The organism is Mesorhizobium sp. BH1-1-4, from assembly GCF_020165665.1.
Lineage (GTDB): Bacteria > Pseudomonadota > Alphaproteobacteria > Rhizobiales > Rhizobiaceae > Mesorhizobium.
In genome coordinates, this window is the sequence record NZ_JAIUIN010000003.1 from 468,552 (window position 1) to 491,847 (window position 23,296).

General features: G+C 63.1%; 22 protein-coding genes and 1 riboswitch. Of the genes, 13 read left to right on the forward strand and 9 right to left on the reverse strand.

Annotation, left to right across the window (positions count from 1 at the left end; all coding sequences use genetic code 11):
- Window positions 1-17: 17 nt before the first annotated feature.
- Both LB569_RS08720 and LB569_RS08725 read right to left on the reverse strand, forming a co-directional pair.
- Window positions 18-1,391, reverse strand: a complete 1,374-nt coding sequence (locus LB569_RS08720; RefSeq protein ID WP_140701524.1) for a PleD family two-component system response regulator — start codon at window positions 1,389-1,391, stop codon at window positions 18-20.
- A 33-nt stretch (window positions 1,392-1,424) separates the two neighbouring features.
- Entirely contained in the window at window positions 1,425-1,796 is a 372-nt protein-coding gene (locus LB569_RS08725; RefSeq protein WP_006334976.1) for a response regulator, read from the reverse strand.
- A 247-nt stretch (window positions 1,797-2,043) separates the two neighbouring features.
- On the opposite strand from LB569_RS08725, the gene LB569_RS08730 reads away from it, so the two are divergent.
- Together LB569_RS08730 and LB569_RS08735 are read left to right on the forward strand one after the other, a co-directional pair.
- Window positions 2,044-2,343, forward strand: coding sequence for a DUF3572 domain-containing protein (locus tag LB569_RS08730; protein ID WP_224534985.1), 300 nt, complete (start codon window positions 2,044-2,046; stop codon window positions 2,341-2,343).
- On the forward strand, window positions 2,340-3,002 hold the full coding sequence (locus LB569_RS08735; protein ID WP_224691841.1) for a DUF2608 domain-containing protein: 663 nt from the start codon (window positions 2,340-2,342) through the stop codon (window positions 3,000-3,002). Before LB569_RS08730 ends, LB569_RS08735 begins: the two co-directional genes overlap by 4 nt.
- An 81-nt stretch (window positions 3,003-3,083) precedes the next feature.
- On the opposite strand, the gene LB569_RS08740 is transcribed toward LB569_RS08735, so the two are convergent.
- Both LB569_RS08740 and LB569_RS08745 read right to left on the reverse strand, forming a co-directional pair.
- A complete protein-coding gene (locus LB569_RS08740) occupies window positions 3,084-4,676 on the reverse strand; it encodes a hypothetical protein (RefSeq protein ID WP_140701527.1) in 1,593 nt (530 codons plus the stop codon).
- Window positions 4,677-4,760: 84 nt separating this feature from the next.
- A complete protein-coding gene (locus LB569_RS08745) occupies window positions 4,761-5,348 on the reverse strand; it encodes a GNAT family N-acetyltransferase (RefSeq protein WP_224534990.1) in 588 nt (195 codons plus the stop codon).
- Window positions 5,349-5,413: 65 nt separating this feature from the next.
- Between LB569_RS08745 and LB569_RS08750 the strand changes: the two genes are divergently transcribed.
- Window positions 5,414-6,742, forward strand: coding sequence for a DNA polymerase IV (locus LB569_RS08750; protein WP_224691843.1), 1,329 nt, complete (start codon window positions 5,414-5,416; stop codon window positions 6,740-6,742).
- 2 nt (window positions 6,743-6,744) lie between these two features.
- Here LB569_RS08750 and LB569_RS08755 read toward each other — a convergent pair whose 3' ends face one another.
- Window positions 6,745-7,251, reverse strand: coding sequence for a hypothetical protein (locus LB569_RS08755; protein ID WP_140701530.1), 507 nt, complete (start codon window positions 7,249-7,251; stop codon window positions 6,745-6,747).
- Between the two features lie 191 nt (window positions 7,252-7,442).
- Here LB569_RS08755 and LB569_RS08760 point away from each other — a divergent pair, with 191 nt between their 5' ends.
- Window positions 7,443-8,324, forward strand: coding sequence for a DMT family transporter (locus LB569_RS08760; protein WP_224691845.1), 882 nt, complete (start codon window positions 7,443-7,445; stop codon window positions 8,322-8,324).
- Window positions 8,325-8,336: 12 nt separating this feature from the next.
- Here the strand turns inward: LB569_RS08760 and LB569_RS08765 are convergent, their stop codons facing one another.
- From LB569_RS08765 to LB569_RS08775, 3 genes are all read right to left on the reverse strand, one after another.
- Window positions 8,337-9,140, reverse strand: coding sequence for a potassium channel family protein (locus tag LB569_RS08765; protein ID WP_224691846.1), 804 nt, complete (start codon window positions 9,138-9,140; stop codon window positions 8,337-8,339).
- A 64-nt stretch (window positions 9,141-9,204) separates the two neighbouring features.
- The gene (gene dnaE / locus LB569_RS08770; RefSeq protein ID WP_224691848.1) at window positions 9,205-12,732 is read right to left on the reverse strand and encodes a DNA polymerase III subunit alpha; all 3,528 of its coding nucleotides are present in this window, start codon (window positions 12,730-12,732) and stop codon (window positions 9,205-9,207) included.
- A 107-nt stretch (window positions 12,733-12,839) separates the two neighbouring features.
- Entirely contained in the window at window positions 12,840-14,852 is a 2,013-nt protein-coding gene (locus LB569_RS08775; protein ID WP_224691849.1) for an acetyl/propionyl/methylcrotonyl-CoA carboxylase subunit alpha, read from the reverse strand.
- A 243-nt stretch (window positions 14,853-15,095) separates the two neighbouring features.
- On the opposite strand from LB569_RS08775, the gene LB569_RS08780 reads away from it, so the two are divergent.
- The 7 genes from LB569_RS08780 (at window position 15,096) to LB569_RS08810 (ending at window position 20,308) form a co-directional block, all read left to right on the forward strand.
- A complete protein-coding gene (locus LB569_RS08780) occupies window positions 15,096-16,223 on the forward strand; it encodes an S-(hydroxymethyl)glutathione dehydrogenase/class III alcohol dehydrogenase (protein WP_224691851.1) in 1,128 nt (375 codons plus the stop codon).
- Window positions 16,224-16,289: 66 nt separating this feature from the next.
- Window positions 16,290-16,859 carry an S-(hydroxymethyl)glutathione synthase gene (gene gfa, locus LB569_RS08785; RefSeq protein ID WP_140701536.1) on the forward strand — a complete coding sequence of 190 codons (570 nt, stop codon included), beginning with the start codon at window positions 16,290-16,292 and terminating at the stop codon, window positions 16,857-16,859.
- A 63-nt stretch (window positions 16,860-16,922) separates the two neighbouring features.
- The gene (locus tag LB569_RS08790; RefSeq protein ID WP_140701537.1) at window positions 16,923-17,390 is read left to right on the forward strand and encodes a YaiI/YqxD family protein; all 468 of its coding nucleotides are present in this window, start codon (window positions 16,923-16,925) and stop codon (window positions 17,388-17,390) included.
- A gap of 30 nt (window positions 17,391-17,420) precedes the next feature.
- Entirely contained in the window at window positions 17,421-18,098 is a 678-nt protein-coding gene (locus LB569_RS08795; RefSeq protein ID WP_224691853.1) for a DUF1345 domain-containing protein, read from the forward strand.
- A gap of 98 nt (window positions 18,099-18,196) precedes the next feature.
- The gene (locus LB569_RS08800; RefSeq protein WP_224691855.1) at window positions 18,197-19,078 is read left to right on the forward strand and encodes a cytochrome b/b6 domain-containing protein; all 882 of its coding nucleotides are present in this window, start codon (window positions 18,197-18,199) and stop codon (window positions 19,076-19,078) included.
- A gap of 1 nt (window position 19,079) precedes the next feature.
- Window positions 19,080-19,871 carry a molybdopterin-binding protein gene (locus LB569_RS08805; protein ID WP_224691857.1) on the forward strand — a complete coding sequence of 264 codons (792 nt, stop codon included), beginning with the start codon at window positions 19,080-19,082 and terminating at the stop codon, window positions 19,869-19,871.
- Window positions 19,871-20,308 (forward strand): GNAT family N-acetyltransferase, encoded by a 438-nt coding sequence (locus tag LB569_RS08810; protein ID WP_224691859.1) that lies wholly within the window; start codon window positions 19,871-19,873, stop codon window positions 20,306-20,308. The genes LB569_RS08805 and LB569_RS08810 overlap by 1 nt, the downstream gene beginning before the upstream one ends.
- Here the strand turns inward: LB569_RS08810 and LB569_RS08815 are convergent.
- Window positions 20,305-21,306 carry a hypothetical protein gene (locus LB569_RS08815; RefSeq protein WP_224691860.1) on the reverse strand — a complete coding sequence of 334 codons (1,002 nt, stop codon included), beginning with the start codon at window positions 21,304-21,306 and terminating at the stop codon, window positions 20,305-20,307. The two genes, LB569_RS08810 and LB569_RS08815, sit on opposite strands and share 4 nt — an antisense overlap.
- 269 nt (window positions 21,307-21,575) lie before the next feature.
- A riboswitch (glycine riboswitch) is annotated at window positions 21,576-21,662 on the forward strand.
- A 149-nt stretch (window positions 21,663-21,811) separates the two neighbouring features.
- Between LB569_RS08815 and gcvT the strand changes: the two genes are divergently transcribed.
- Both gcvT and gcvH read left to right on the forward strand, forming a co-directional pair.
- Window positions 21,812-22,912: a glycine cleavage system aminomethyltransferase GcvT gene (gcvT, locus tag LB569_RS08820; protein ID WP_224691862.1), complete on the forward strand. Its 1,101-nt coding sequence runs from the start codon at window positions 21,812-21,814 to the stop codon at window positions 22,910-22,912.
- 5 nt (window positions 22,913-22,917) lie between these two features.
- On the forward strand, window positions 22,918-23,286 hold the full coding sequence (gene gcvH / locus LB569_RS08825; protein WP_224691864.1) for a glycine cleavage system protein GcvH: 369 nt from the start codon (window positions 22,918-22,920) through the stop codon (window positions 23,284-23,286).
- Window positions 23,287-23,296 lie beyond the last annotated feature (10 nt).

Genomic DNA, 23,296 nt, shown 5'->3' on the forward strand with positions numbered 1-23,296 from the left:
AATCAGGCCCTGGACCGTCAGGCCGCCTTGGCAACGACACGGTTGCGGCCGCCACTCTTGGCTTCGTAGAGCGCGAGATCGGCGCGTTTCATCAGCGCCGCCACCGTGTCCACACCCTTCAGCACCGAGGACACGCCAACGCTGACGGTGACCTCGATCGTCTTGCCGTCGGCGCCGATGGCGAACGGCTTCTGGGCGATTTCGGCCCGGATGCGCTCGGCCACCTTCTCGGCCACGACGCCATCTGTGTCCGGCATGACCACCACGAACTCCTCGCCGCCGAACCGGCAGGCAAGGTCGATGCCCCTGACGTTCTTGCGCAACCGCCGCGCGAATTCGCGCAGCACCTCGTCGCCGCCGTCATGGCCGTGCGCGTCGTTGATGGACTTGAAGCGGTCGAGATCGGTGATCATCACCGACAGCGGCCGGCGCCGTGCCACGGCGCGGTCGAACAGCGTCTGCAGATGGCTGTCGAGATAGCGGCGGTTGTGCAGCCCGGTCAGGCCGTCGGTCACCGCCATCTCGATGGTCTGGGTGACGCTGGCGCGCAATTGGTCGTTATAGCGCTTGCGGCGCACCTGGGTGCGCAGCCGTGCCGTCAGTTCCTGCTGATCGATCGGCCGCATCAGATAATCGTTGATGCCGAGCTCCAGCCCGCGGATGATGCGCTCTTCCTCGCCCTCCTCCGCCAGCAGGATGATCGGTACAAAACGGGTGCGATCGAGCGAGCGCAGTTGCGAGCACAGCCTGAGCGGATCGAAATCGGCGAAGGCCGTCGAGATCATCACGCATTCATAGGGCGTTTCGGCGGCCTGGAAGAACCCGGCATGCGGATCGCCGGTGACGTCGAGGTCGGCACGGTCGCGCAGCATCTTCTGGATGCGCTCGACCGACGATTTGCGCTCGTCGATCAGAAGCACTTTCGGCGTCGTGTCCTCGGAAGCGAAATTGCGGCTCAAGAGTTCCTCGATACCGATGTTGCGGGTGGTCGAGGCGCGCAGCCTGAGCTCGTCGGTCAGCGACTTCAGCCGGACCAGGCTCTTGACGCGCGTCATCAGCTGCAGGTCGTTGACCGGCTTGGTCAGGAAATCGTCGGCGCCGGCCTCCAGCCCGCGCACGCGGTCGGAAACCTGGTCGAGCGCGGTGATCATCACCACCGGAATGTGCGACGTCGCCGGATCGCTCTTCAGGCGCCGGCAGACCTCGAAACCGTCCATCTCCGGCATCATCACGTCGAGCAGCACGACATCGACCTTGCCGTTCTCGCAGGTCTCGATCGCATCGGGCCCGTTATTGGCGGTCAGCACCTCGAAATATTCGGCCAGCAGCCGGACTTCCAGCAGCCGCACATTGGCAGGGATGTCGTCGACGACGAGGATCCGCGCGGTCATTTCACAAGGCTCCGGCTCGGCTGGAAGGGAACATCAGGCATCGCCCAGATAGGATTTGATGGTTTCGATGAAGCGCGGCACCGAGATCGGCTTCGAAATATAGGCCTCGCAGCCGCCCTGGCGGATGCGCTCCTCATCCCCCTTCATCGCGAAGGCAGTCACGGCAATGACCGGGATGACGTGCAAATCATCGTCTTCCTTCAGCCATTTGGTCACTTCCAGTCCCGACACTTCGGGCAGCTGGATGTCCATCAGGATGAGGTCCGGCCGGTGCTGGCGCGCCAGGTCGAGCGCCTCAAGACCATTGCGGGTGCGCACCGTCTCGTAACCGCTTGCTTCGATGAGGTCCCGAAAGAGCTTCATATTGAGCTCATTGTCCTCGACGATCATGACCTTCTTAGGCATCGATATCCCGTCCCGGCCGTCCTCCGCCCGGAGGTGACCGTCATGCGCCCTTTGCTTGAACGCACCAAACCCTGCTTCACTATACGGCAATATGATTGACGAAACGGAAACCCGCAGCCTGCAAAGCAGCACGAATTCCGCCTCGCCTCCCAGCGCGTCCAAAAGGCGCGCCACACGCTAATGGCTTGCCGCAAGCAACTCTTGCCATTACTGCGGGAGAGACTCATTCCACACACCGAAGGTAGTGATGGCAAACGCAGCGTCAATGCGCGAAGAGGCCGAAACCATTGCCGTGAAGGCATTGGGCTTCGTTGCCGGCGATCCGGAGCTTCTACCGCGCTTTCTGGCGATCACGGGAATAGAGGCGCATTCGATCCGCCGGGCCGCCGGCGAGCCGGGTTTCCTGGCCGGCGTCCTGCAATTCATCCTGGCCCACGAGCCGACCTTGATGCGCTTCGCCGAAGAGACCGGCACGCCGCCGGCCGCTGTCGGCAAGGCGTTGCGCGCACTGCCGCTCGGCGACGACAATCATGAGCGTTCCACATGAGCGATGATCCCGAAACCGCGCGCCAGATCGAGGAACTGGCGGCCGACGACCGGCCGCTACTGGTGCTCGATGTCGATGACGTCGTGCTCGAATTCATCCGCCCCTTCCCGCACTTCCTCAAGGCGCGCGGTTACGGCCTGACGCTGGCGTCCTTCCGGCTGACCGGCAACATCGCCGAAACGGCCAGCGGCAGGCTGATCGAACAACCCGAAGTCACGGCGCTGCTGGGCGATTTCTTCGACGCGCAGGCCGATTGGCAAAGCATCACCGATGGCGCCGCGGACGCTCTGGCGGGGCTTGGAAACCGCGCGGAAATCATATTGCTGACGGCCATGCCGCACCGGCATCGTGCGGTGCGCCGCGCACATCTCGATGCGCTGGGGCTAGGCTATCCGCTGCTGACCACCGAGATGGCCAAGGGGCCGGCGGTGGCCAAGCTGCGCGGCAAGAGCGGCCGGCCGGTGGTCTTCGTCGACGATCAGCCGCACAATCTGGCGTCGGTGCGGGAATCGGTCGCCGACGCAAATCTATTCCATCTCATGGCCGACAATTCGCTGCGCGCGTTCCTGCCGCCGGTCTCGGACGATGTCGTCGTCGTCCAGGACTGGCATGAAGCCGCGCCGAAGATAGCGAATGCGCTGGGGCTCGGCGCGCGTTGAGGTAAGTCCCAAAAAGGAAAGCGCCAAGCGCTTTCCCCGGGAAGACCCTTTACAGTTTGCCGAAAGTTGCTCGAGGCCCCCTCAAGGGTTCAGCTTCGCCCCTGACCCGCCATTATCGCTGCCGCCGTCGTCGCTGCCGCCGCCATTGCCTTCGTTGGCGTTGCCGCCACTATCGACGCCGTCATTGTCCGCGCCGTCACCATCGTCGACGCTGTCGTCCACCGCCGGATCGGCGGGCTTGAGCATGACGCCGTTGACGGTCACCGAGCCGTCGGCCTTGGTGTTGATGACCCACTCCAGCTTGCCGTCCGGCAGCGTCTTGGCAAAACCCTTCGCCATGAGAGCGACAGGCACGTACTGCCCGACCTCTGGCTCCGCCTTCGCCGCTTCCTGCAGGTGCTCCATGATCTTGTCGAAGCCAGCGACATCGACCGTGAGATTCGCGTCGGGTTTCTGGCCGAAGCTTGTCATGTCGCCTTCGAGCGCGATCTCCATGTCCTTGTTCTTGACGGTGCTGTGGCCGATGACGACCTTCGGCGTCTTGGCCAGGAAGTCGGCTTTGAGCTGGTCGCCGAACTCGGCCGACAGCGGCGGATCCTGATTGAGATCAAAGGCTTCGATCGCCTTCTTCGCCATGCTGTCGAGATCGATATTGGCGCCGCCGAAGTTCAGGTCGATATCGGTGGGCAGCAGCGCGACGCTCCAGCTCGGCAAGAGCTGATGCGGCACGGTCAGCCCCGATGCCTTGATGCCATAGTTGACCTTGCCGTTCTGGGCGACACCGTCGGAACCGAACGCGGTGCTGAGTTGCGTGGCGCCGAACGTGCCGATCGGGCTGTCGACCGCGAAATCCTTGAAGCCGTAGGTTCCGTCGATACGCTCCCACACCGGAAGCGCCGCCAGCAGAAGCGCCTTGAGCTGTGCCTGGTCTGCCTTCAGCGTCTTCTCGTCCTCATTGGCCACGGCGAACGCCAGGAGATCGAGCAGCGGCTTGGTCTGCACGCCCTTGCCGCTGGCCTCCACCGACAATTCCGGCGACTTCACGGTAACGGGAAAATTCAGTCCGCTCTCGGCATCACTGAACTTTATCGTTTCCACGAAGTTCGAAATCTTTTGCGAGGTCGTGAAATCGACGCCGCCATTGGCTGCCTTGGTGGCGGACAGCGTCGCGGTACCGGCACCGGCGGTCATATCCATCTGCTGCTTGGCGTCCTGCGACGACATCGTCATTCCGGCCATCGAACTGGTGGCGCTGGTGAAGGCGGCCAGCTTGGGGTCGTAGACGCCGCTGCCCTTGCCGTCCTTGATCGAGAATTGCGTGTTTTGCTTTCCCTGGGGACCGTTGAATTCGAAGGAGGCGCTCTGCGAAAAATCCATCGAGACATCCCAGGATCCGTCGCTGCGCGGCTTGACCAGCAGGGCGTAGGGCGCAAAGTCGAATTTCACCAGCTTCTGGTCGGGAAAGCTTGCTGCAAGCGCCTTGAAATCAAACACGATCTTGTAGGCGTCGCCTTCGGCCGAAACCTTCAGAATGCCTTTGTCGAGCGCCTGTTTGCCGACATAGCGCGACAGATCATCCGACAATTGCTTGGCGCCCTGGCTGTCGACGGTCTGGCCGAAAGCAGGCGCGCTGAGCAGAAGCGCGGAAAAGGCAAGTGGCAACACACGGTTCACGGGAATTCTCCGTTCGGTCGAGAGGCAAAAATCGTTTCGTACCTCTGGTAGGGAAATACCATCACGACTGCAAGACGATGACAGTCAGGTAGCAGGCTTCAGCACCAGCCGCATCAGCGGTCGGCCCGCCTTGCGCTCAACCAGCCTCTCGAACCCGGCCTTCTCGAACACCTGAGACGAGCCGACGAACAGGCCGATTGATCGCGAATCGCGGGACAGGTCGATCGGGCAGGCCTCGACAAGCCGCGCGCCGTTCCCGCGGGCGAAATCGATGCCGCCTTCGACGAGGCGGTGCGTGATGCCCGTGCCACGGGCCTTGGCGCGGATGAAAAAGCAGGAGATCGCCCAAACGGCGGGATCGGCAGCGTCGGCGGGATCGATCGGCGCCGAGCCCCTGCCCTTGTTGTTCCATTCAGGCACGTCGGCGCGTGGCCCGATCTGCATCCAGCCGACCGCCTTGCCGTCCTCGAAGGCCAGCAGTCCGGGTGGCGGGCCGGCTTCGATGCGCGCCTTGATGTGATCCTTGTTGCGTTCGCGGCTGCTCTCGCGCCGCGCCGCCGGCGCCAGCCGGAAATGCGTGCACCAGCAGCCGTAGCAGGCGCCCTGCTTTCCGAAAAGATCCTCGAATTCAGGCCAGAGCTCAGGCGCCAACGGCACTATGGTCGTGCTCATGAGTTCTCCCCAGGCCAAGCTTGTCGCTGACCCTGCACTGTCGTACCATTGCGTTTGTTCTCTTTATGTTCGCAGAAATGGCGGCTCCTGTCAACAATCCCGATCACGGTTTTTGCCGTGACTGCCTGACGTTTCAGCGCGGTGAGACGCGCCGCTGCGAACGCTGCGGCAGCCCTCGCCTTGCCCGTCATCCCGAGCTCTACCGGCTGCATCTGGCCCATATCGATTGCGACGCCTTCTATGCCGCCATCGAAAAGCGCGACAACCCGGCGCTCAAGGACAAGCCGTTGATCGTCGGCGGCGGCAAGCGCGGGGTGGTCTCAACGGCGTGCTACATCGCCCGCATCCGCGGCGTGCGTTCCGCCATGCCGATGTTCAAGGCGCTCGAAGCCTGCCCCGAGGCGGTGGTGATCGCGCCCAACATGGAAAAATACGTGACCGTCGGCCGGCAAGTGCGCGCCATGATGCAGGCGTTGACGCCGCTGGTAGAGCCGCTGTCGATCGATGAGGCGTTTCTCGACCTCGCCGGCACCGAGCGGCTGCACGGTCTGCCGCCTGCGGTGGTGCTGGCGCGCTTCGCGCTGGCCGTGGAGAAGGAGATCGGCATCACCGTGTCGGCCGGGCTTTCCTACTGCAAATTCCTCGCCAAGATCGCGTCGGACTTCCGCAAGCCGCGCGGCTTTTCCGTCATTGGCGAGGCCGAGGCGATCGATTTTCTGGCACCGCAGCCGGTGACCATGATCTGGGGTGTCGGCAAGGCGTTCAACGCGACGCTCGAACAGGATGGCATCCGCACCATTGGTCAGCTGCAGAAGATGGAGCGTGGCGACCTGATGCGCCGCTATGGGGTGATGGGCGAACGGCTCTACCGGCTTTCGCGCGGTGAGGACGTCCGCCGCGTCGACCCCGACCAGGATGCCAAGAGCGTATCGGCCGAAACCACTTTCGACACCGACATCGCCTCGCTGGACGAGCTTGTCTCGGTGCTGAGGGGCCTTTCGGAAAAGGTCTCGGCACGGCTGAAGAAGTCAGGCATTGCCGGGCGCACCGTGGTGCTGAAGCTGAAGACCCAGGATTTCAAGCTGCGCACGCGCAACCGTCAGCTCGGCGACCCGACCCGGCTCGCCGACCGCATCTTTTCAACCGGCGTGGACCTTCTCCGCAAGGAGACGGACGGGACGAAATTTCGATTGCTCGGCATCGGCGTCAGCGACCTTTCCGACGACGACAAGGCCGATCCGCCGGATCTGGTCGATGTCCAGTCGCGCAAGCGCGCCATGGCCGAGGGCGCCATCGATGCGCTGCGCGACAAGTTCGGCCGCAGAGCCGTCGAAACCGGCTACACCTTCGGCAGGGGCCGTGACGCCCATCCGCCGGAGCCGATCGACGAGTAAGTTCAGCTGCGTTGCAGGTCGATCCGGCTCGTCACCACGCTCTTGCCGGTTTTCGGATCCGTGTCGATGACCGTCAGCCGCATGCCGTTCTCGCCTCGCTTCTCAACCGTCATTCGCGCCTTGCGATCGCCATTGACGTCCTTCGCCCAGCGGATGCCAAGATTGATGGTGTTGCCCGAACGGCTGCCGTTCAGCTGTGCTGGCCCTGTGCGGGATCCTACATAAACGCCACTGTATTTCGCACCGGAGACCTTCAAATTCGCGCTGATGGCTCGCGAAACCACAACGAGACCGCGACAATTGCCATCCAGCGAGAGCGAGGCAGAAGTCGCGTTCGACTTGAAGCTGCAAGAGACACTGACGTTCGGCACATCCGTGGTCACCTGGACAGTGCCCTTGCCGGCGAAATTACCATTGAACGACTGGAGAAACTTGGTCTCGTCGGCTTGAGCCGCGCCGGCGGCGACCACCAGGCAGCCAGCAAGCGCCACTTGCGCGAATAGTCTCATGGAAACTCTCCTTGTCGACATTGGAAACGCACGTTTGCAAAACCACGGACAATATAGGGGCTCAACGCCCCTCGCCGTATCAGGTTCCGCCTGCGGCATGACTGATCTGAAACGCCCTCGCCGCAACTGGCCCAGACGAATACACCGGACTATCGATTGCTCCGGCAATCGCGGCCTGCGACATAGCTGAAATGGCACCGACTCCCTCGATCCCCAAGGCCGCGTTCTGGATGGCGCTGTCGATCGCGTCGTTCCTGGCGATGTCGGTCGCCGGCCGTGCCACGACGGCCGAACTCAACGTCTTCCAGGTTCTGGAACTGCGCTCGGTGATCGGCTTCTTTATCCTCTTGCCGCTGGTGTTTGCGAGCGGCGGGTTCGCGGCGATGCGCACGCAGCGTCCCCTCGCCCATGTCGCCCGCAACGTCATCCACTATACCGGGCAGGCGGCATGGCTCTACGCATTGACCTTGATTCCGCTGGCCGTGCTGATTTCGATCGAATTCACCACACCGATCTGGACGGCTATCCTGGCGGTCACTTTTCTTGGTGAAAGACTGTCCCGGCCAAAGCTTGCCGCGATCGTGCTGGGCCTGATCGGCGTGGTGGTCATCGTTCGGCCCGGCGTAGACTCGGTCGATCCGGGCCATCTCGTCGTCCTCGGCGCGGCGGTCTGCTTCGGCATCTCGGTGGTCATGGTCAAGTCGCTGACGCGGACGGACAGCGTCGTGCGCATCATCTTCTGGATGCTGATCATCCAGTCGGTGGTCGGCCTCGTTCCTGCCCTTTACGAGTGGCGCAACCCGCCGCTGGACCTGTGGCCGTGGATCGTGCTGATTGCCTTCACCGGCATGTCGTCGCACTTCTGCATGGCCCGCGCGCTTGGCTACGCCGACGCCACCGTCATTTCGCCGATGGATTTCCTGCGCGTGCCGTTATCGGCGCTGATCGGCTGGCTGCTCTACAGCGAGCAGATCGACGCTTTCACCGCCGGCGGCGCACTGCTCATCCTGATGGGCAACCTGCTCAACCTGCAGCGGAAACCGGCAAGGCCGGCGGAAGTGGCGGCTTCGTAAAACCGCCGCCGATCAGTCGCCTTCGTTGGGTATGTTCAGAACGTGGCCGCATGCCTTGCAGTGCACGGCATCAGGCTCATGCCGCTGCAACCCGCATTGCGGGCATGGAAAGAACACCTTGGCCGGCCGAAAGATCGCCTGCGCCAGCCTGACGAACAGCGATATGCCGATGATCATGGTGACGATCGCCGTCAGCTTGCCGGCGATGCCCGGCAGCACGATGTCGCCGAAGCCGGTCGTCGTGACCGTCGCGACGGTGAAGTAAAGCGCGTCGATGTAATTTTCCAGGCCGGCGCCGTTGCGGAAAAAGAAGGTGTAGACGAAGCCCGTGATGACGAAGAGAAAGGTCAACAGGTTGATGACCGCGTGGCTTGCCTCGCGCCAGGGCCGCAGGCCGCGCATCTCGAAATGCCGCCAGATCGAACCGCTGCGCGACAGCGACCACAGCCACAGGATGCGCAGAAAGCCGAGATTGGCGAGCGCCGTCGGCATCAGCAGCGTCAGAAGGATGAAGGCGTCCACCCAGAAGGTCGGCTGCTTCGTCAGACGCAGCATGTCGTTCGAGGCCAGCAGCCTGGCGCCGAGATCGGCGGCGACGAGAGCCGCCACGGCATAATCCAGCCACAGAAACGAGGCCGACTGCTGGATGACCGGCGTGGCGATGAAAAAGGCGATGATGGCGAGGTCGATGATGACAGCCACCAGTTGGAACCGGAACGCGGCCGGCGAGCGCCCATGATAGAGCCTGCGCAGTGTGTCGCGCAGCCGCGCCGTTGCGGACAAGCTCTGCGGCGCCTTGCCGCCCGCGCCTTTCATGCGGATTGCAACGGTGCGAGGGGCGACTGCTTTCGCGCGGATTGCCGACTGGCAACCAAGCTGGTCACACCAGTTCCACTTCGACCACGCCCGGCACGGCGCGCATCGCCGAGGCGATCTGCGGAGAGACGCGATAGCCGCCTTGCAAGGCAATCTCGACCTCGCCCTGCGCCTCGTCCTTGATCACGATGATGCTCACCTGGCTTTCACCGCGCTGGGTAAGCTGGGATTGGATGATCGACGCAGGGCCATCGTTCCTGACGAAAATGCGCAGTGCTTTCTGGATGCGGCTTGCTTCGTCTTCCAGCGACTGCACGGAGTTGATGCGCAGATTGACACCCTCGGGCCTGTCCTCCGCCGCGACGGTGATGACAACCGAGCGGCCGGCTTCCAGGAGGTCGCGGTACTGGGCCAATCCTTCCGAAAATAGCACGGCCTCGTACTGGCCGGAGGTGTCGGAAAAGGCCACCACGCCCATCTTGTTGCCGGTGCGCGTCTTGCGCTCCTGCTTGCTGGTCACGGTGCCGGCAAGCCGGCCGGCGGAAGCGCCGCGCTTGACGGCGGCCGAGAACTCCGCCCAGTTCTGCACCCGCATCTTCTGCAGCGCCGCCTTGTATTCGTCGAGCGGATGCGCCGAGAGATAGAAGCCGACGACCTGGAATTCGCGGTGCAGCCGGTCGGCGGCGAGCCACGGATCGGTCGCCGGCAGATTGAGCGCCTGCGATTGGGCGCCCAGCGAGGCGCCGAAAATATCGGCCTGGCCGGAAACCGCGTTCTGCTGGGCGAGCGAAGCCAGCCCCATCATCCGTTCGACGCCAGCCAACATCTGGGCGCGATCATGGCCGAAGCAGTCGAGCGCGCCGGCCATGATCAAGCTCTCGAACACACGCTTGCCGACGATCTTAGGGTCGACCCTCTCGCAGAAATCGGCCAGGCTCTTGAACGGCTTTTCGCCGCGAACGGCGACGATATGCTCCACCGCGGCGTCGCCGACACCCTTGAGCGCAGCCATCGAGTAATAGATGCGGTTCTCGCCGACCTCGAAGGCACGAAAGCTCGTCATCACCGAGGGCGCCAGGACCTCGATGCCGAGGCGCAGCGCATCCTGGCGGAAGTCGGCGAGCTTGTCGGTGTTGCCCATGTCGAGCGTCATCGACGCCGCCAGGAACTCGACCGGATAGTGCGCCTTGAGATAGGCGGTCTGGTAGGAGACGACTGCGTAGGCGGCGGCGTGCGACTTGTTGAAACCATAGTCGGCGAACTTGGCCAGCAGGTCGAAAATGAAGTCGGCTTGCGGCTTGGCGACGCCGCGCTCGACCGCACCGGAGACAAAACGTTCGCGCTGCTTGTCCATCTCGGCGCGGATCTTCTTGCCCATGGCGCGGCGCAGAAGGTCGGCTTCGCCGAGCGAATAGCCGGACAGCTCCTGCGCGATCTGCATCACCTGTTCCTGGTAAACGATGACGCCTTGCGTCTCCTTCACCAGATGGTCGATCTTGGGATGGATCGAGGCCATCTCCTCCTCGCCATGCTTTCTGGCGTTGTAGGTCGGGATGTTTTCCATCGGGCCAGGCCGATAGAGAGCGACCAGCGCGATGATGTCCTCGATGCAGTCTGGCCGCATGCCGATCAGCGCCTTGCGCATGCCGGCACTTTCCACCTGGAACACACCGACGACTTCGCCGCGCGACAGCATCGCGTAGGTCTCGGGATCGTCGAGCGGGATGGTCGCGAGATCGATGTCGATGCCGCGGCGGCGGATCAGCTTCACCGCCGTTTCCAGCACGGTCAGCGTCTTCAGGCCGAGGAAGTCGAACTTCACCAGCCCGGCCTGCTCGACATATTTCATGTTGAACTGGGTGACAGGCATGTCCGAGCGCGGATCACGGTACATCGGCACCAGTTCCGACAATGGTCGGTCGCCGATGACGATGCCGGCGGCGTGCGTCGAGGCATGGCGGTAGAGGCCTTCCAGCTTCTGCGCCATGTCGAGCAGCGTCTGGACGATCGGCTCCTTCTCCGCCTCTTCGGCAAAGCGCGGCTCGTTGGCGATGGCGTCGGCGAGCTTGACCGGATTGGCCGGGTTTTGCGGCACCATCTTCGACAGCTTGTCGACCTGGCCATAGGGCATCTGCAGCACACGGCCGACGTCGCGCAGCACGGCGCGCGCCTGCAGCGTACCGAAGGTGATGATCTGGCCGACCTGGTCGCGGCCGTATTTCTGCTGGACGTAGCGGATCACCTCTTCACGCCGGTCCTGGCAAAAGTCGATGTCGAAGTCGGGCATCGACACGCGATCCGGATTGAGGAAGCGCTCGAACAGCAGCGAGAAGCGCAGCGGATCGATGTCGGTGATGGTGGTGGAATAGGCGACCAGCGAGCCGGCGCCCGAACCACGCCCCGGCCCGACCGGGATGCCTTGCGCCTTCGCCCATTTGATGAAGTCGGCCACGATCAGGAAGTAGCCGGGGAATTTCATCTTCTCGATGATGCCGAGCTCGAATTCGAGCCGCTCGCGATATTGCTCGACCGTATAGCCCGGTGTCGGTCCGTGCAGCGCAAGCCGGGCATCGAGCCCCTCGCGCGCCTGGCGGGCAAGTTCGGCGGCCTCGGCCTTTTCGGCGGCGTCCTTGTCGGAGGCATCGCCGCCCGTGAAACGCGGCAGGATCGGGCTGCGGGTTTTCGGATAATAGGAGCAGCGCAGCGCGATCTCGACCGTGTTGTCGATGGCTTCCGGCAGATCGGCGAACAACTTCGCCATATCGGCCTGGCTGCGCAGGAAATTGTCCGGCGACAGCCGGCGGCGGGTATCGACGGCGACCACCGAACCCTCGGCGATGGCGATCAGCGCGTCATGCGCCTCATACTCGTCGCGCGACGAGAAGAAGGCCTCGTTGGTGGCGACAAGCGGCAATTCATGGAAATAGGCAAGATCGATCGAGGATTTCTCGATCATGCGATCATAGCCCGAAACCCGATCCAGCTCGACATAGAGCCGGTCGCCGAACATCGTCTTGAGCGTAAGCAGGCGCGCCTCGGCGAGATCGCGGCGATCTTCCTTCAGGGCAATCCCGATCGGTCCGCGCGGACCGCCGCTGAGGCAAATCAGGCCGTCGCATTGGCCGTCCATCATTTCGGTGGTCAGGTGCACCGCTTCACCGGGTGGTGTCTCGAGATAGACGCGGCTGACCAACCTGACCAGATTGGAATAGCCAGCTTCGGTGGCCGCGATCAGCACGACCGGCCGCATGTCGGGACCTTGCCGACGGCGGTCGCGCTGGCCATCGCTGTTCTCGCCGGAGAAGGCGAGCGCGATCTGGCAGCCGATGATCGGCTGGATGCCGTCCTTCACCGCCTTCTGCGCGAACTCCAGCGCGCCGAACAGATTGTTGGTGTCTGTAACGGCGATGGCCGGCGCTTCGTCCTTGGCGGCATGGCCGACGATCTTGCCAAGCTGAAGCGCACCTTCCAACAGCGAATAGGCCGAGTGCACGCGCAGATGGACGAACGGCCGCGCTGGTATCTCAGGCCGCGCCGCGGCAATCGCGGCTTCGCGCTTCAAGGGGTCGCGTGGAAGTCTGTCATCCGCCATGATTTCTCGTGCTGTCCGTAAGACCTGAGTCGATGGAGATGTATTGTCCGGGACCGGGCGATACCAGTCCAGCACAAACGACTGCCGGCCACAGGCTTCCAGCGTGCTTAAGCGAATTCCATGATGACGGCATCGACCGCCAGGCTGTCCCCCGGCTTGGCGTTGAGCTTCGAGACGACAAGATCGCGCTCGGCGCGCAGCACGTTTTCCATCTTCATCGCCTCGACCACGGCCAAGGTCTCGCCGGCCTTGACCTCCTGGCCTTCCACAACGGCGATCGAGACGACAAGGCCGGGCATCGGGCAAAGCAGCAGCTTCGAGGTGTCCGGCGCCACCTTTTCCGGCATCAGCCGTTCAAGCTCGGCGGTGCGCGGCAGCATGGCGCGCGCGGTCACCGACATGCCCTTCCAGGCGATGCGCAGGCCGTTGGCGACAGGCCGGATCTGGGCAACAACCCTGCGCTTGCCGACCGTACCCCGCCAGATGAGGTCGCCAGGCCGCCAGTCTGACGAAACGGTCAGCGCCTTGCCGCCGTCGAGGGACAGGTCGATCTCCATCGGAATGGAAATCATGCCTTCAAGGATCGAAACCGGCAAATAGTCCTCGCCGATCTTGACCACCCAGTCGCGCTTGAGTGCACCCGAATGCGGCGCCAGCCGTCCACCCAGCCGGTCCAGCCGGTCGCGGCGCAGCAACTCCACCGCGGCCGCGATCGAGGCCAGCACCGCCTTTTCCTCGCTGTTCGGAGCGATCGGTGCAAAGCCGTCGGGATATTCCTCCGCGATGAACCCGGTCGATATCGCCCCTTCCCGCCAGCGCGGATGCTGCATCAGCGCCGCCAGGAACGGGATGTTGTGCTCGATGCCGTCGACGACAAAGCTGTCGAGCGCTTCCGACATGGCGTCTATCGCCTCGAGCCGCGTCGGCGCCCAGGTGCACAGCTTGGCGAGCATCGGATCGTAGAACATCGAAATCTCCGAGCCTTCGGTGACGCCGGTGTCGTTGCGGATCACGATGTCGCCGAATTGCCCTTCCTCCGGCGGCCGGTAGCGCGTCAGCCGGCCGATCGACGGCAGGAAATTGCGATAGGGGTCCTCGGCGTAGAGTCGGCTTTCCACCGCCCAGCCGTTCAGCTTGATGTCGCTCTGCTTCAGGCCAAGCTTTTCGCCGGCCGCGACGCGGATCATCTGCTCGACCAGGTCGATGCCGGTGACGAGCTCCGTCACCGGATGTTCGACCTGCAATCGCGTATTCATTTCAAGGAAATAGAAGTTTTTGTCCTTGTCGACGATGAACTCGACGGTGCCGGCGCTCTGGTAGTCGACGGCCCTGGCCAGCGCCACCGACTGTTCGCCCATCGCCTTTCGGGTCTTGGCATCGAGAAACGATGACGGCGCCTCCTCGGCGACCTTCTGGTTGCGGCGCTGGATCGAGCATTCGCGTTCGCCGAGATACAGCGCATTGCCATGCGCGTCGGCCAGCACCTGAATCTCGATATGGCGTGGATCGACGACGAATTTTTCGATGAAGACACGGTCGTCGCCAAACGAGCTTTTTGCCTCCGATCGGGCCCGGTCGAAGCCGTCGCGCACCTCCGACTGATCCCAAGCGATGCGCATGCCCTTGCCGCCGCCACCGGCGGAGGCCTTGATCATCACGGGATAGCCGATTTCGCCGGCGATCTTCTCCGCGTGGTCGGCGTCCTCGATGACGCCCAGCCAGCCGGGCACGGTGGAAACCTTGGCGGCGTTGGCGAACTTCTTCGATTCGATCTTGTCGCCCATCGCCTTGATGGCTTTAGGTTTCGGCCCGATGAAAACGATGCCTTCCGCTTCCAGCGCTTCGCAGAAGGCCGCGCGCTCGGACAGGAAGCCGTAGCCGGGGTGCACGGCCTGCGCGCCCGTTTCCTTGCAGGCGGCAATGATCTTTTCCGGCACGAGATAGCTTTGCGCGGCGGGCGACAGTCCGATATGCACCGCCTCGTCGGCCATCTCGACATGCACCGCATCGCGATCGGCATCGGAATAGACGGCGACCGTGGCGATGCCCATCCTGCGCGCCGTCTTGATGACGCGGCAGGCAATCTCGCCACGGTTGGCGATCAGGATCTTGGTGAACATGCGGGCAGAATTCCCCTCCGGCAGACGATTCAGTTCTATGGACTATGTCGCCATGTCTCAAGTACCGCGGTGGACGACGTGAAAGTCTCCCCTGCCGCCGCGCCATGGCGCTCCCTGTCGCTGCTTGTCGAGCGCTGTGCTATCTGCGTCAACAAAGCCGACATTTCGTCTCATCTGAGAGTTGATGAGCAGCCCAAAACCTGAAAACTTGGCCTCAAAAATCGCCTTTGGAGGAATTGCCTGATGAAAACCCGCGCCGCTGTCGCTGTCGCCGCCGGAAAGCCGTTGGAGATCATGGAGGTTGACCTCGATGGCCCGCGCGAGGGCGAGGTGCTGGTCGAGATCAAGGCGACAGGCATCTGCCACACCGACGAGTTCACCCTGTCGGGCGCCGATCCCGAAGGCCTGTTTCCAGCGATTCTCGGCCATGAAGGCGCCGGCGTGGTGGTCGATGTGGGCAAGGGCGTCACCTCGGTCAAGAAGGGCGACCACGTCATCCCGCTCTATACGCCGGAATGCCGGCAGTGCCCGTCCTGCCTGTCGAGAAAGACCAATTTGTGCACCGCCATCCGCGCCACGCAGGGCCAGGGCCTGATGCCGGACGGCTCCTCGCGTTTCTCGATCGGCAAGGACAAGATCTTTCACTATATGGGCTGTTCGACCTTCTCCAACTTCACCGTGCTGCCCGAGATCGCGGTCGCCAAGGTCAACCCCGACGCGCCTTTCGACAAGATCTGCTACATCGGCTGCGGGGTCACCACAGGCATCGGTGCGGTCATCAACACCGCCAAGGTCGAGCAAGGGGCCACCGCTGTCGTCTTCGGCCTCGGCGGTATCGGCCTCAACGTCATCCAGGGCCTGAAGCTTGCCGGCGCCGACATGATCATCGGTGTGGATCTGAACAATGACAAGAAGGAATGGGGCGAGCGGTTCGGCATGACGCATTTCGTCAATCCGAAGGAGATCGAGGGCGACATCGTCCCGCACCTCGTCAACATGACCAAGCGCGGCGCCGACCAGATCGGCGGCGCCGACTACACATTCGACTGCACCGGCAACACCAAGGTGATGCGCCAGGCGCTGGAAGCCTCGCATCGCGGCTGGGGCAAATCCGTCGTCATCGGCGTCGCCGGCGCCGGCCAGGAGATTTCGACCCGGCCGTTCCAACTGGTCACCGGCCGCACATGGATGGGCACCGCCTTCGGTGGCGCGCGCGGCCGCACTGATGTGCCGAAGATCGTCGACTGGTACATGGACGGCAAGATCCAGATCGATCCGATGATCACGCACTTGCTGAAGCTGGAAGACATCAACAAGGGATTCGACCTCATGCATGAGGGCAAGTCGATCCGGAGTGTCGTGGTTTACTGAAGACGGCCACACGCCGCCGGCCATCCGGCCAGCGACCCCTGTGGTAAAACATGGGAGGAAATAACAATGGCGGAGAAACTGCATCCGAAAATCGACAATGGGCTGCCCAGGGAAAGTGCTGGCTTTGCCGGCGGCACGCTGGTTTGCGCCTGCACCAGCAAGCCGGTCAAGGTAAAGGTCAAGGGCCAGATCGCCCACAACCACGCCTGCGGCTGCACCAAATGCTGGAAGCCCGACGGCGCCGTGTTCTCGGTGGTGGCGGTTGCCGGCACCGGCGACGTCACCGTCACCGAGAACGGCGACAAGCTGAAGGTGGTCGATCCCAGCGCACTGATCCAACGTCATGCCTGCACCGGTTGCGGCGTCCACATGCATGGACCGGTCGAGCGCGACCATCCGTTCAAGGGTCTGTCCTTCATCCACCCCGAGCGCTTCGAGGAGGACGGCTGGTCGCCGCCCGGCTTCACCGCCTTTGTCTCGTCGATCATCGAATCGGGTGTCGACCCCAAGCGCATGGATGGCATTCGCGCCCAACTGAAATCGATCGGGCTGGAGCCGTACGACTGCCTCAATCCGGGCCTGATGGACTACATCGCCACCTGGACAGCCAAGAAGTCCGGTGCCTTGCCGGCCTGACAGCTGTAAGAGTTCTGGTAGGGGCCGGATATGTTTCCGGCCCCTGCTCGTTCTGGAGAAACAATGCCCGCACCCGCCATCTACGTCGATGCCGACGCCTGCCCGGTCAAGGCCGAGGTCGAGAAGGTCGCCGAGCGCCATGGCGTCGTGGTCACTTACGTTTCCAATGGCGGCCTGCGCCCTTCGCGCGACCCTATGATCCGCAATGTCGTCGTCTCCAAGAGCGCCGATGCCGCCGACGACTGGATCGTCGAGAACGCCAAATCCAACGACATCGTGGTGACGGCCGACATTCCGCTTGCCGCCCGCACCGTGGCGCTTGGCGCGCATGTGCTGGGGCCGACCGGACGTCCTTTCACGCCCGAGACGATCGGCATGGCGGTGGCGATGCGCGATCTCAAGCAGCATCTGCGCGAGACCGGCGAAAGCAAGGGCTACAATGCCAGCTTCGCGCCGCAGGATCGCTCCCGGTTCCTCGGCGAACTCGACCGCATCTTGCGGCGCGCTCTGAAATCCGCCACACCGGGCTAGCAACAAAGCGCCATCCAGGTGGAGACCGCCATGGCCGCCGAAACCCCGATCAAGAACCCCATGCAGCGCCATATGCTGTTCGCGGTATCGGCGTGTCTCGGGGCGTTTGCGCTCCTGATGGCGTTGCTGCTGCATGCCCCTCTCGCCTATTCGATCGGCGCCAACGCATTTTTCGCCGCTTACGTCATCCTTGTCGTCAGCCAGATGCCGAAATTCACCGGCAAGTACCTGAGCAAGAACGCACGCGCCACCGATCAGCCGGTTCTGGTCATCTTCGCGGTGACGCTCGTCGTCGTCGGCGTTGCCCTTGTCTCCCTGTTCCTGCTGATCAATCGGAAAGATGGGGATCACCCGATCGAACTCGGCTTTGCGCTGCTGTCGATCCCGCTCGGCTGGTTCACCATTCATGCCATGGCGGCGCTCCACTATGCCCATGTCTACTGGATGGATGGCGACGCGGTCGACGCCGGCACCAAGAAGAAAATCCCGATCGGCGGCCTCCTGTTCCCTGGCGACAAACGGCCCGAGGGCTGGGATTTCCTCTACTTCTCGACCGTCATTGGCATGACGGCGCAGACCGCCGACACCAACATCTCGACCACGCATATGCGCTGCGTCGTGCTTGTCCATTCGATCCTGTCGTTCTTCTTCAACACCGTCATCGTCGCAGCGGCCGTCAATCTCGCCGTCAGCCTGGGCGGTCCGTAATAAATCCGTGATCGGATGAAACATCGGTTTGGATCGCGACGTATCAGAAGGACAATGAACGCGTGGGCCAAGCCTCGAGGCCCGGGAGACGAGACAAGATGGAATCGGTTGCCAGAAGCCAATCCGAAATTGGACCGGGTGTCCCCGCTTCAAAAGAGAAACCATTGATCTACCGGCAGTCGCGATGGACGCGGCTGACGCACTGGCTCTGGGCCATTTCATTGTTTTTCATGCTGCTATCCGGCCTGCAGATTTTCAATGCCCGGCCGCAGCTCTACATCGGCAAGCAATCCGGCTTCGGCTACGACAACACCGTTTTCGCCATCGGCGCCGAGAATACGAATGCCGGACCGCGCGGCTACACCGAAATCCTCGGCCACCGCTTCGACACCACAGGCGTCCTCGGCTGGTCGGGCCCGGCCGGTAACGAGACAGCGCGCGGATTTCCGTCCTGGGCGACGATCCCTTCCTACTATGATCTCGGCACCGCCCGCGTCATCCATTTCTTCTTTGCTTGGATCCTGACGACGACCTTGATCGTCTGGCTGGTCGCAAGCCTGATCAACGGCCACATCCGCCGCGATCTGGCGCCGCGCCTGGATGACCTCAAACGCTTGCCACAGGACATTGCCAACCACGCCAGGCTGAAGTTCCACCACACTCGCGAATACAACACCTTGCAGAAAATGGCCTATGGCGGCGTGCTGTTCGTGCTCTTGCCGCTGATGATCATCACCGGGCTGGCCATGTCGCCCAGCATGAATTCGGTGCTGCCTTTCCTCAATGAGTTGCTCGGCGGCAGGCAGACGGCACGCACCATCCATTTCACCGTCATGGTTCTGCTGGTGGCCTTTTTCGTCATTCACATCCTGATGATCCTCGCCGCCGGCCCGATCAACGAGCTGCGCTCGATCATCACCGGCTGGTACCGCACCGATCCTCCGGCGCATGACGACAACACATCCGAGAGGAGTGCCTGACATGGCGAAATTTGAGATCAGCCGCCGGAAATTCCTCACCGCCGCCGGCCTAGGCGCTTCCGGCATCATGCTGTCGGGTTGCGACGCCTTCGACAGCCAGCTCAGCATCGGCAGCGGCCTGCGTAGTTTCCTCGAAAACGTCAATGGCCTGACGCACAGGGCGCAAAGGCTGCTCGGCGGCGGCAATTCGCTGGCGCCGGAATTCACCGAAGCCGATATCCGTCAGCCCATGCGGCCGAACGGCGTCACCGCGCCGGACGACGACGCATACAAGGCCCTGCTCGCCAACAACTTCGCCGATTGGCGCCTGGAGGTTTCAGGCCTCGTCGAAAAGCCGCTGTCACTTACCCGCGAGCAGCTCATGAACATGCCGAGCCGCACCCAGATCACCCGCCATGACTGCGTCGAGGGCTGGAGCTGCATCGCCAAATGGACGGGCACGCCGCTGTCCCTGCTGCTCGACCAGGCGATGGTCAAGCGGCAAGCGCGCTATGTCATGTTCCACTGCCTCGACACGATCGACCGCAGCCTGTCGGGCGACGTCAAATATTACGGCACGATCGACCTGATCGATGCCCGCCATCCTCAGACGATCCTAGCCTATGGCCTGAATGGCAAGCCGCTGCCGGTCGAGAATGGCGCGCCGCTGCGCGTCCGTGTCGAGCGCCAGCTCGGCTACAAGATGCCGAAATATCTCTACAAGATCGAACTGGTCGACGGCTTCGCCAATGTCGGCGGCGGCCGTGGCGGCTATTGGGAAGACAATGGCTACGACTGGTATGGCGGGATTTGATGGCCGCCCGCATAGAGGCCGAGCACGATCTGTCGCCCATCGAGTTGAGCTCGCTCGAGGAGCGTCTCCATCGCGACAACCGGCGCATGACGGACCGCGACGACGACCGGGAGCTGGCCTTTGTCATCCGTAATGATGCGGGACACGCGATCGGAGTGGCCGCCGGCTATTCCTGGGCGGGTACGTGCGAGCTTACATTGATGTGGATTGACGAGGCTCACCGAGGCCGCGGCTACGCAAGGCAATTGCTCGACGCGTTTGTCGCCGAGGCCGCCGATCGCGGCGTCAGGAAGATCTGGGTCTCCAGCCACGACTTCCAGGCACCAGGCCTATATGAAAAGGCCGGCTTCGAGCGCATGGCCGAACTGGCGGGATGGCCCGAAGGCCATTCCAATATCATCCTTTGTAAAACGGTAGCGGCGGCCGGCGCGGCTTAGGCAACCTTGTCGAGCAGCGGCTTCAGCGCCGGATGGATTTCCGGCGAGGCATGCTTGATCAAGGTCAGCAGTGCACGCTCGTTCTCGTACAATGGCCGGTTCACCCCGATATGTCCGACCAGCCATCTGGCTTCGCCGGCATCGACCGTCTCGGCACGGCGGGCCAGCGCCTCGGCGGCCCTGTTCTTCGCCTCCCATTCGGTCTCTATGTCGTCAGGAGAGCGGTAGGCCTCGATGATGCCGGCGAGGCCACCGGAGACCATGCGGCTGAAGAAACCGCCGATTTCCGGATCGGCGCGATCGAGGAAGCTTTCGTGGCGCAGCGCCACCTCGCGGGTGGGCGCCTCGTAGCCGGCCGAGCACATGACGAAATTGGCGATCGCCTTGACGAACAGGTCGCTCCAGGACGGATCGTTGTTGGCCTGGGCCGTCCGCTCGTTGATCCTGAACAGCACCTCGGCCTCGGCGCGGGTGATGGCGATGTTGCCATCGCCGCCATGGGCATGGAGGATACGGCGCAGCAGTTCGACTTCCGCCTTGGCGATCAGCCCGGGCACCAGCGCGCCGCCCAGCATCAGCGGGCCCTTGCCGTCGACGACGGCGTGGGCGACCTGCTCCAGCGCGTAGACGCAAAGCCGGCTCGGCGAGGATTTCGCCTCTTCCAGCACATGGACCAGCAATTCCAGCTCGGTCCGGCTGTCGACCATGCCGTCGCGCGAAATCGTGCGGACCAGCCAGTCGGCATTCTCCTGTGAAATGTAGCCTGCCGGCTTTTCCTGGTGAACGATGTAGTCGGTGACTGCCTCGACGAAGAACGGCGCCCATTCCGCGCACTTGTCCCGCGCCGTCTGGTCGAGCGCGAACAAGGCCTCGGCTTCGCCCCGGGTTACCACACCGTCGGCGAACACGTCGCGGCGCAGCATCACGACATCCTCCGACGCGATGCGGTTCTTCGACGTCAGCCCCGCCACCGGAGCGCTCATGATCAATTCGCCCATTTTCCGCCCTTCCCGTCTCATCCGGCGCCAGCCCCAAGGCGCAACACCCCGTCACAATATCAGCCGTGTCTTGAAAAACCGGCAAACGGCGTGGTTAGCGAAGACTTGTCGGAACGATGCATGTCGCCCAAAAGTGTGCAGCGGTTTTGGGAGAACGACATGCATCAACAAAGATCTAGAGTGCGAGACGCGCTTAGATGTCGCTGACAGGTGACAAGCCGTCGCGCACGGGCTATGGATGGCGCGTCGAGGACTCAGGTTTTGAGTCCTACCTGTTTGCGGGAGAGAGCAGCGAGAGCTGCCGCCGAAGGGGAAATCGCCCGAAATCTCTCAGGCAAAAGAACCGTGGACGGGAAAGACACTCTGGAAAGTCGGGGCTTGCCCCCGCGCCGAAGGTGTAAGCGCCGCTGACAGAGTTCCGGCTGCGCGAGTCTCTCAGGCTTCAGACAGAGGGGCACGGACTGGTCGCCATCAGCGGCCGATTGCGTGCGACTCTGGAGACGACATGACGGGCGACAACGACAAACACCTTCCCCTCGAAGACATCCATGCGGCCGCCGGTGCGCGCTTCGGCGCCTTTGCCGGCTGGTCGATGCCGCTGACCTATCCGGCCGGCGTAATGAAAGAGCATCTGCACACCCGCGAACATGTGGGCCTGTTCGACATCTCGCATATGAAGCTGTTCGAGGTCAGCGGACCGCAGGCGGTGACGCTGTTGAACCGCGCCTGCCCGCTTGACGCCGGCGCGCTCGAAATCTCGCAATCCAAGCTGAGCTTCTTCCTCAACGAGGCCGGCGGCATCCTCGACGACCTGATCGTCACCAGGCTCGGCGAAGAGCGTTTCATGGTGGTCGCCAATGCCGGCAATGCTGTCGCCGATGAAAAGCACCTGCGCGCCTTGGCAACCGATTTCGACGCCGAGGTCGAGCCGCTCGACCGTGTCTTCCTCGCCATTCAGGGACCGGAGGCCTGGGCGGCACTTTCCCGCGCCGGCCTCGAGACCGGTTCGCTGCTGTTCATGCATGGCATCGAACCGCGAAAAAACTGGTTCATGAGCCGCTCCGGCTACACCGGCGAGGACGGTTTCGAGATCGGCCTGCCGGAAGCCGACGCGCGCGACCTTGTCATCAAGCTGCTGGAAGATGAACGCGTGCTCTGGATCGGTCTTGCCGCGCGCGACAGCCTGCGGCTGGAAGCCGGGCTTTGCCTGCACGGCCAGGACATCACGCCGGAGACCGACCCGGCCGCGGCGGCGCTGATGTGGGCGATCCCGAAAGAGATCCGTGCCTCCGGTACCTTCATCGGCGCCGATGCCTTGCGCACGGTCGTGGAGCGGGGTCCCGCGCAAAAGCGCGTCGGGTTGAAACCCGAGGGCCGCCAGCCGGTACGGGCGGGCGCGGCGCTTTTCGATGCCGACGGCAACCCGGCCGGCCATGTCACCTCGGGCGGCTTCGGCCCGTCCGCCGGCCATCCGGTCGCCATGGGTTATGTCGCCACCCCGCTGGCCAAGCCCGGAACACGCCTTTTCGCCGACGTGCGCGGCACGAAAATACCCATCGATATCAATCCCCTGCCCTTCACACCTCATCGCTACCGCAAAGGATAGACCCCATGGCAAAGATCTATTTCACGTCAGATCATGAATGGCTGAGCGTCGAGGGCGGCATCGCCACCGTCGGCATCACCGACTACGCCCAGGAACAACTCGGCGATCTCGTCTTCGTCGAACTGCCGGAGGCCGGCCGCAAGCTCGCCAAGGGCGACACCGCCGTGGTGGTCGAATCCGTCAAGGCGGCCTCGGACGTCTACGCGCCGGTCGACGGCGAGATCACCGAGTCCAACGGCACGCTGTCGTCCGACCCATCGCTGGTCAATTCCGCCGCGACCGGCGCCGGCTGGCTGTGGAAGATGAAGCTCGCCGACGATAGCCAGCTCGCCAGCCTCATGGATGAGGCCGCCTACAAAGCCCATATCGGCTGATATCAGGACG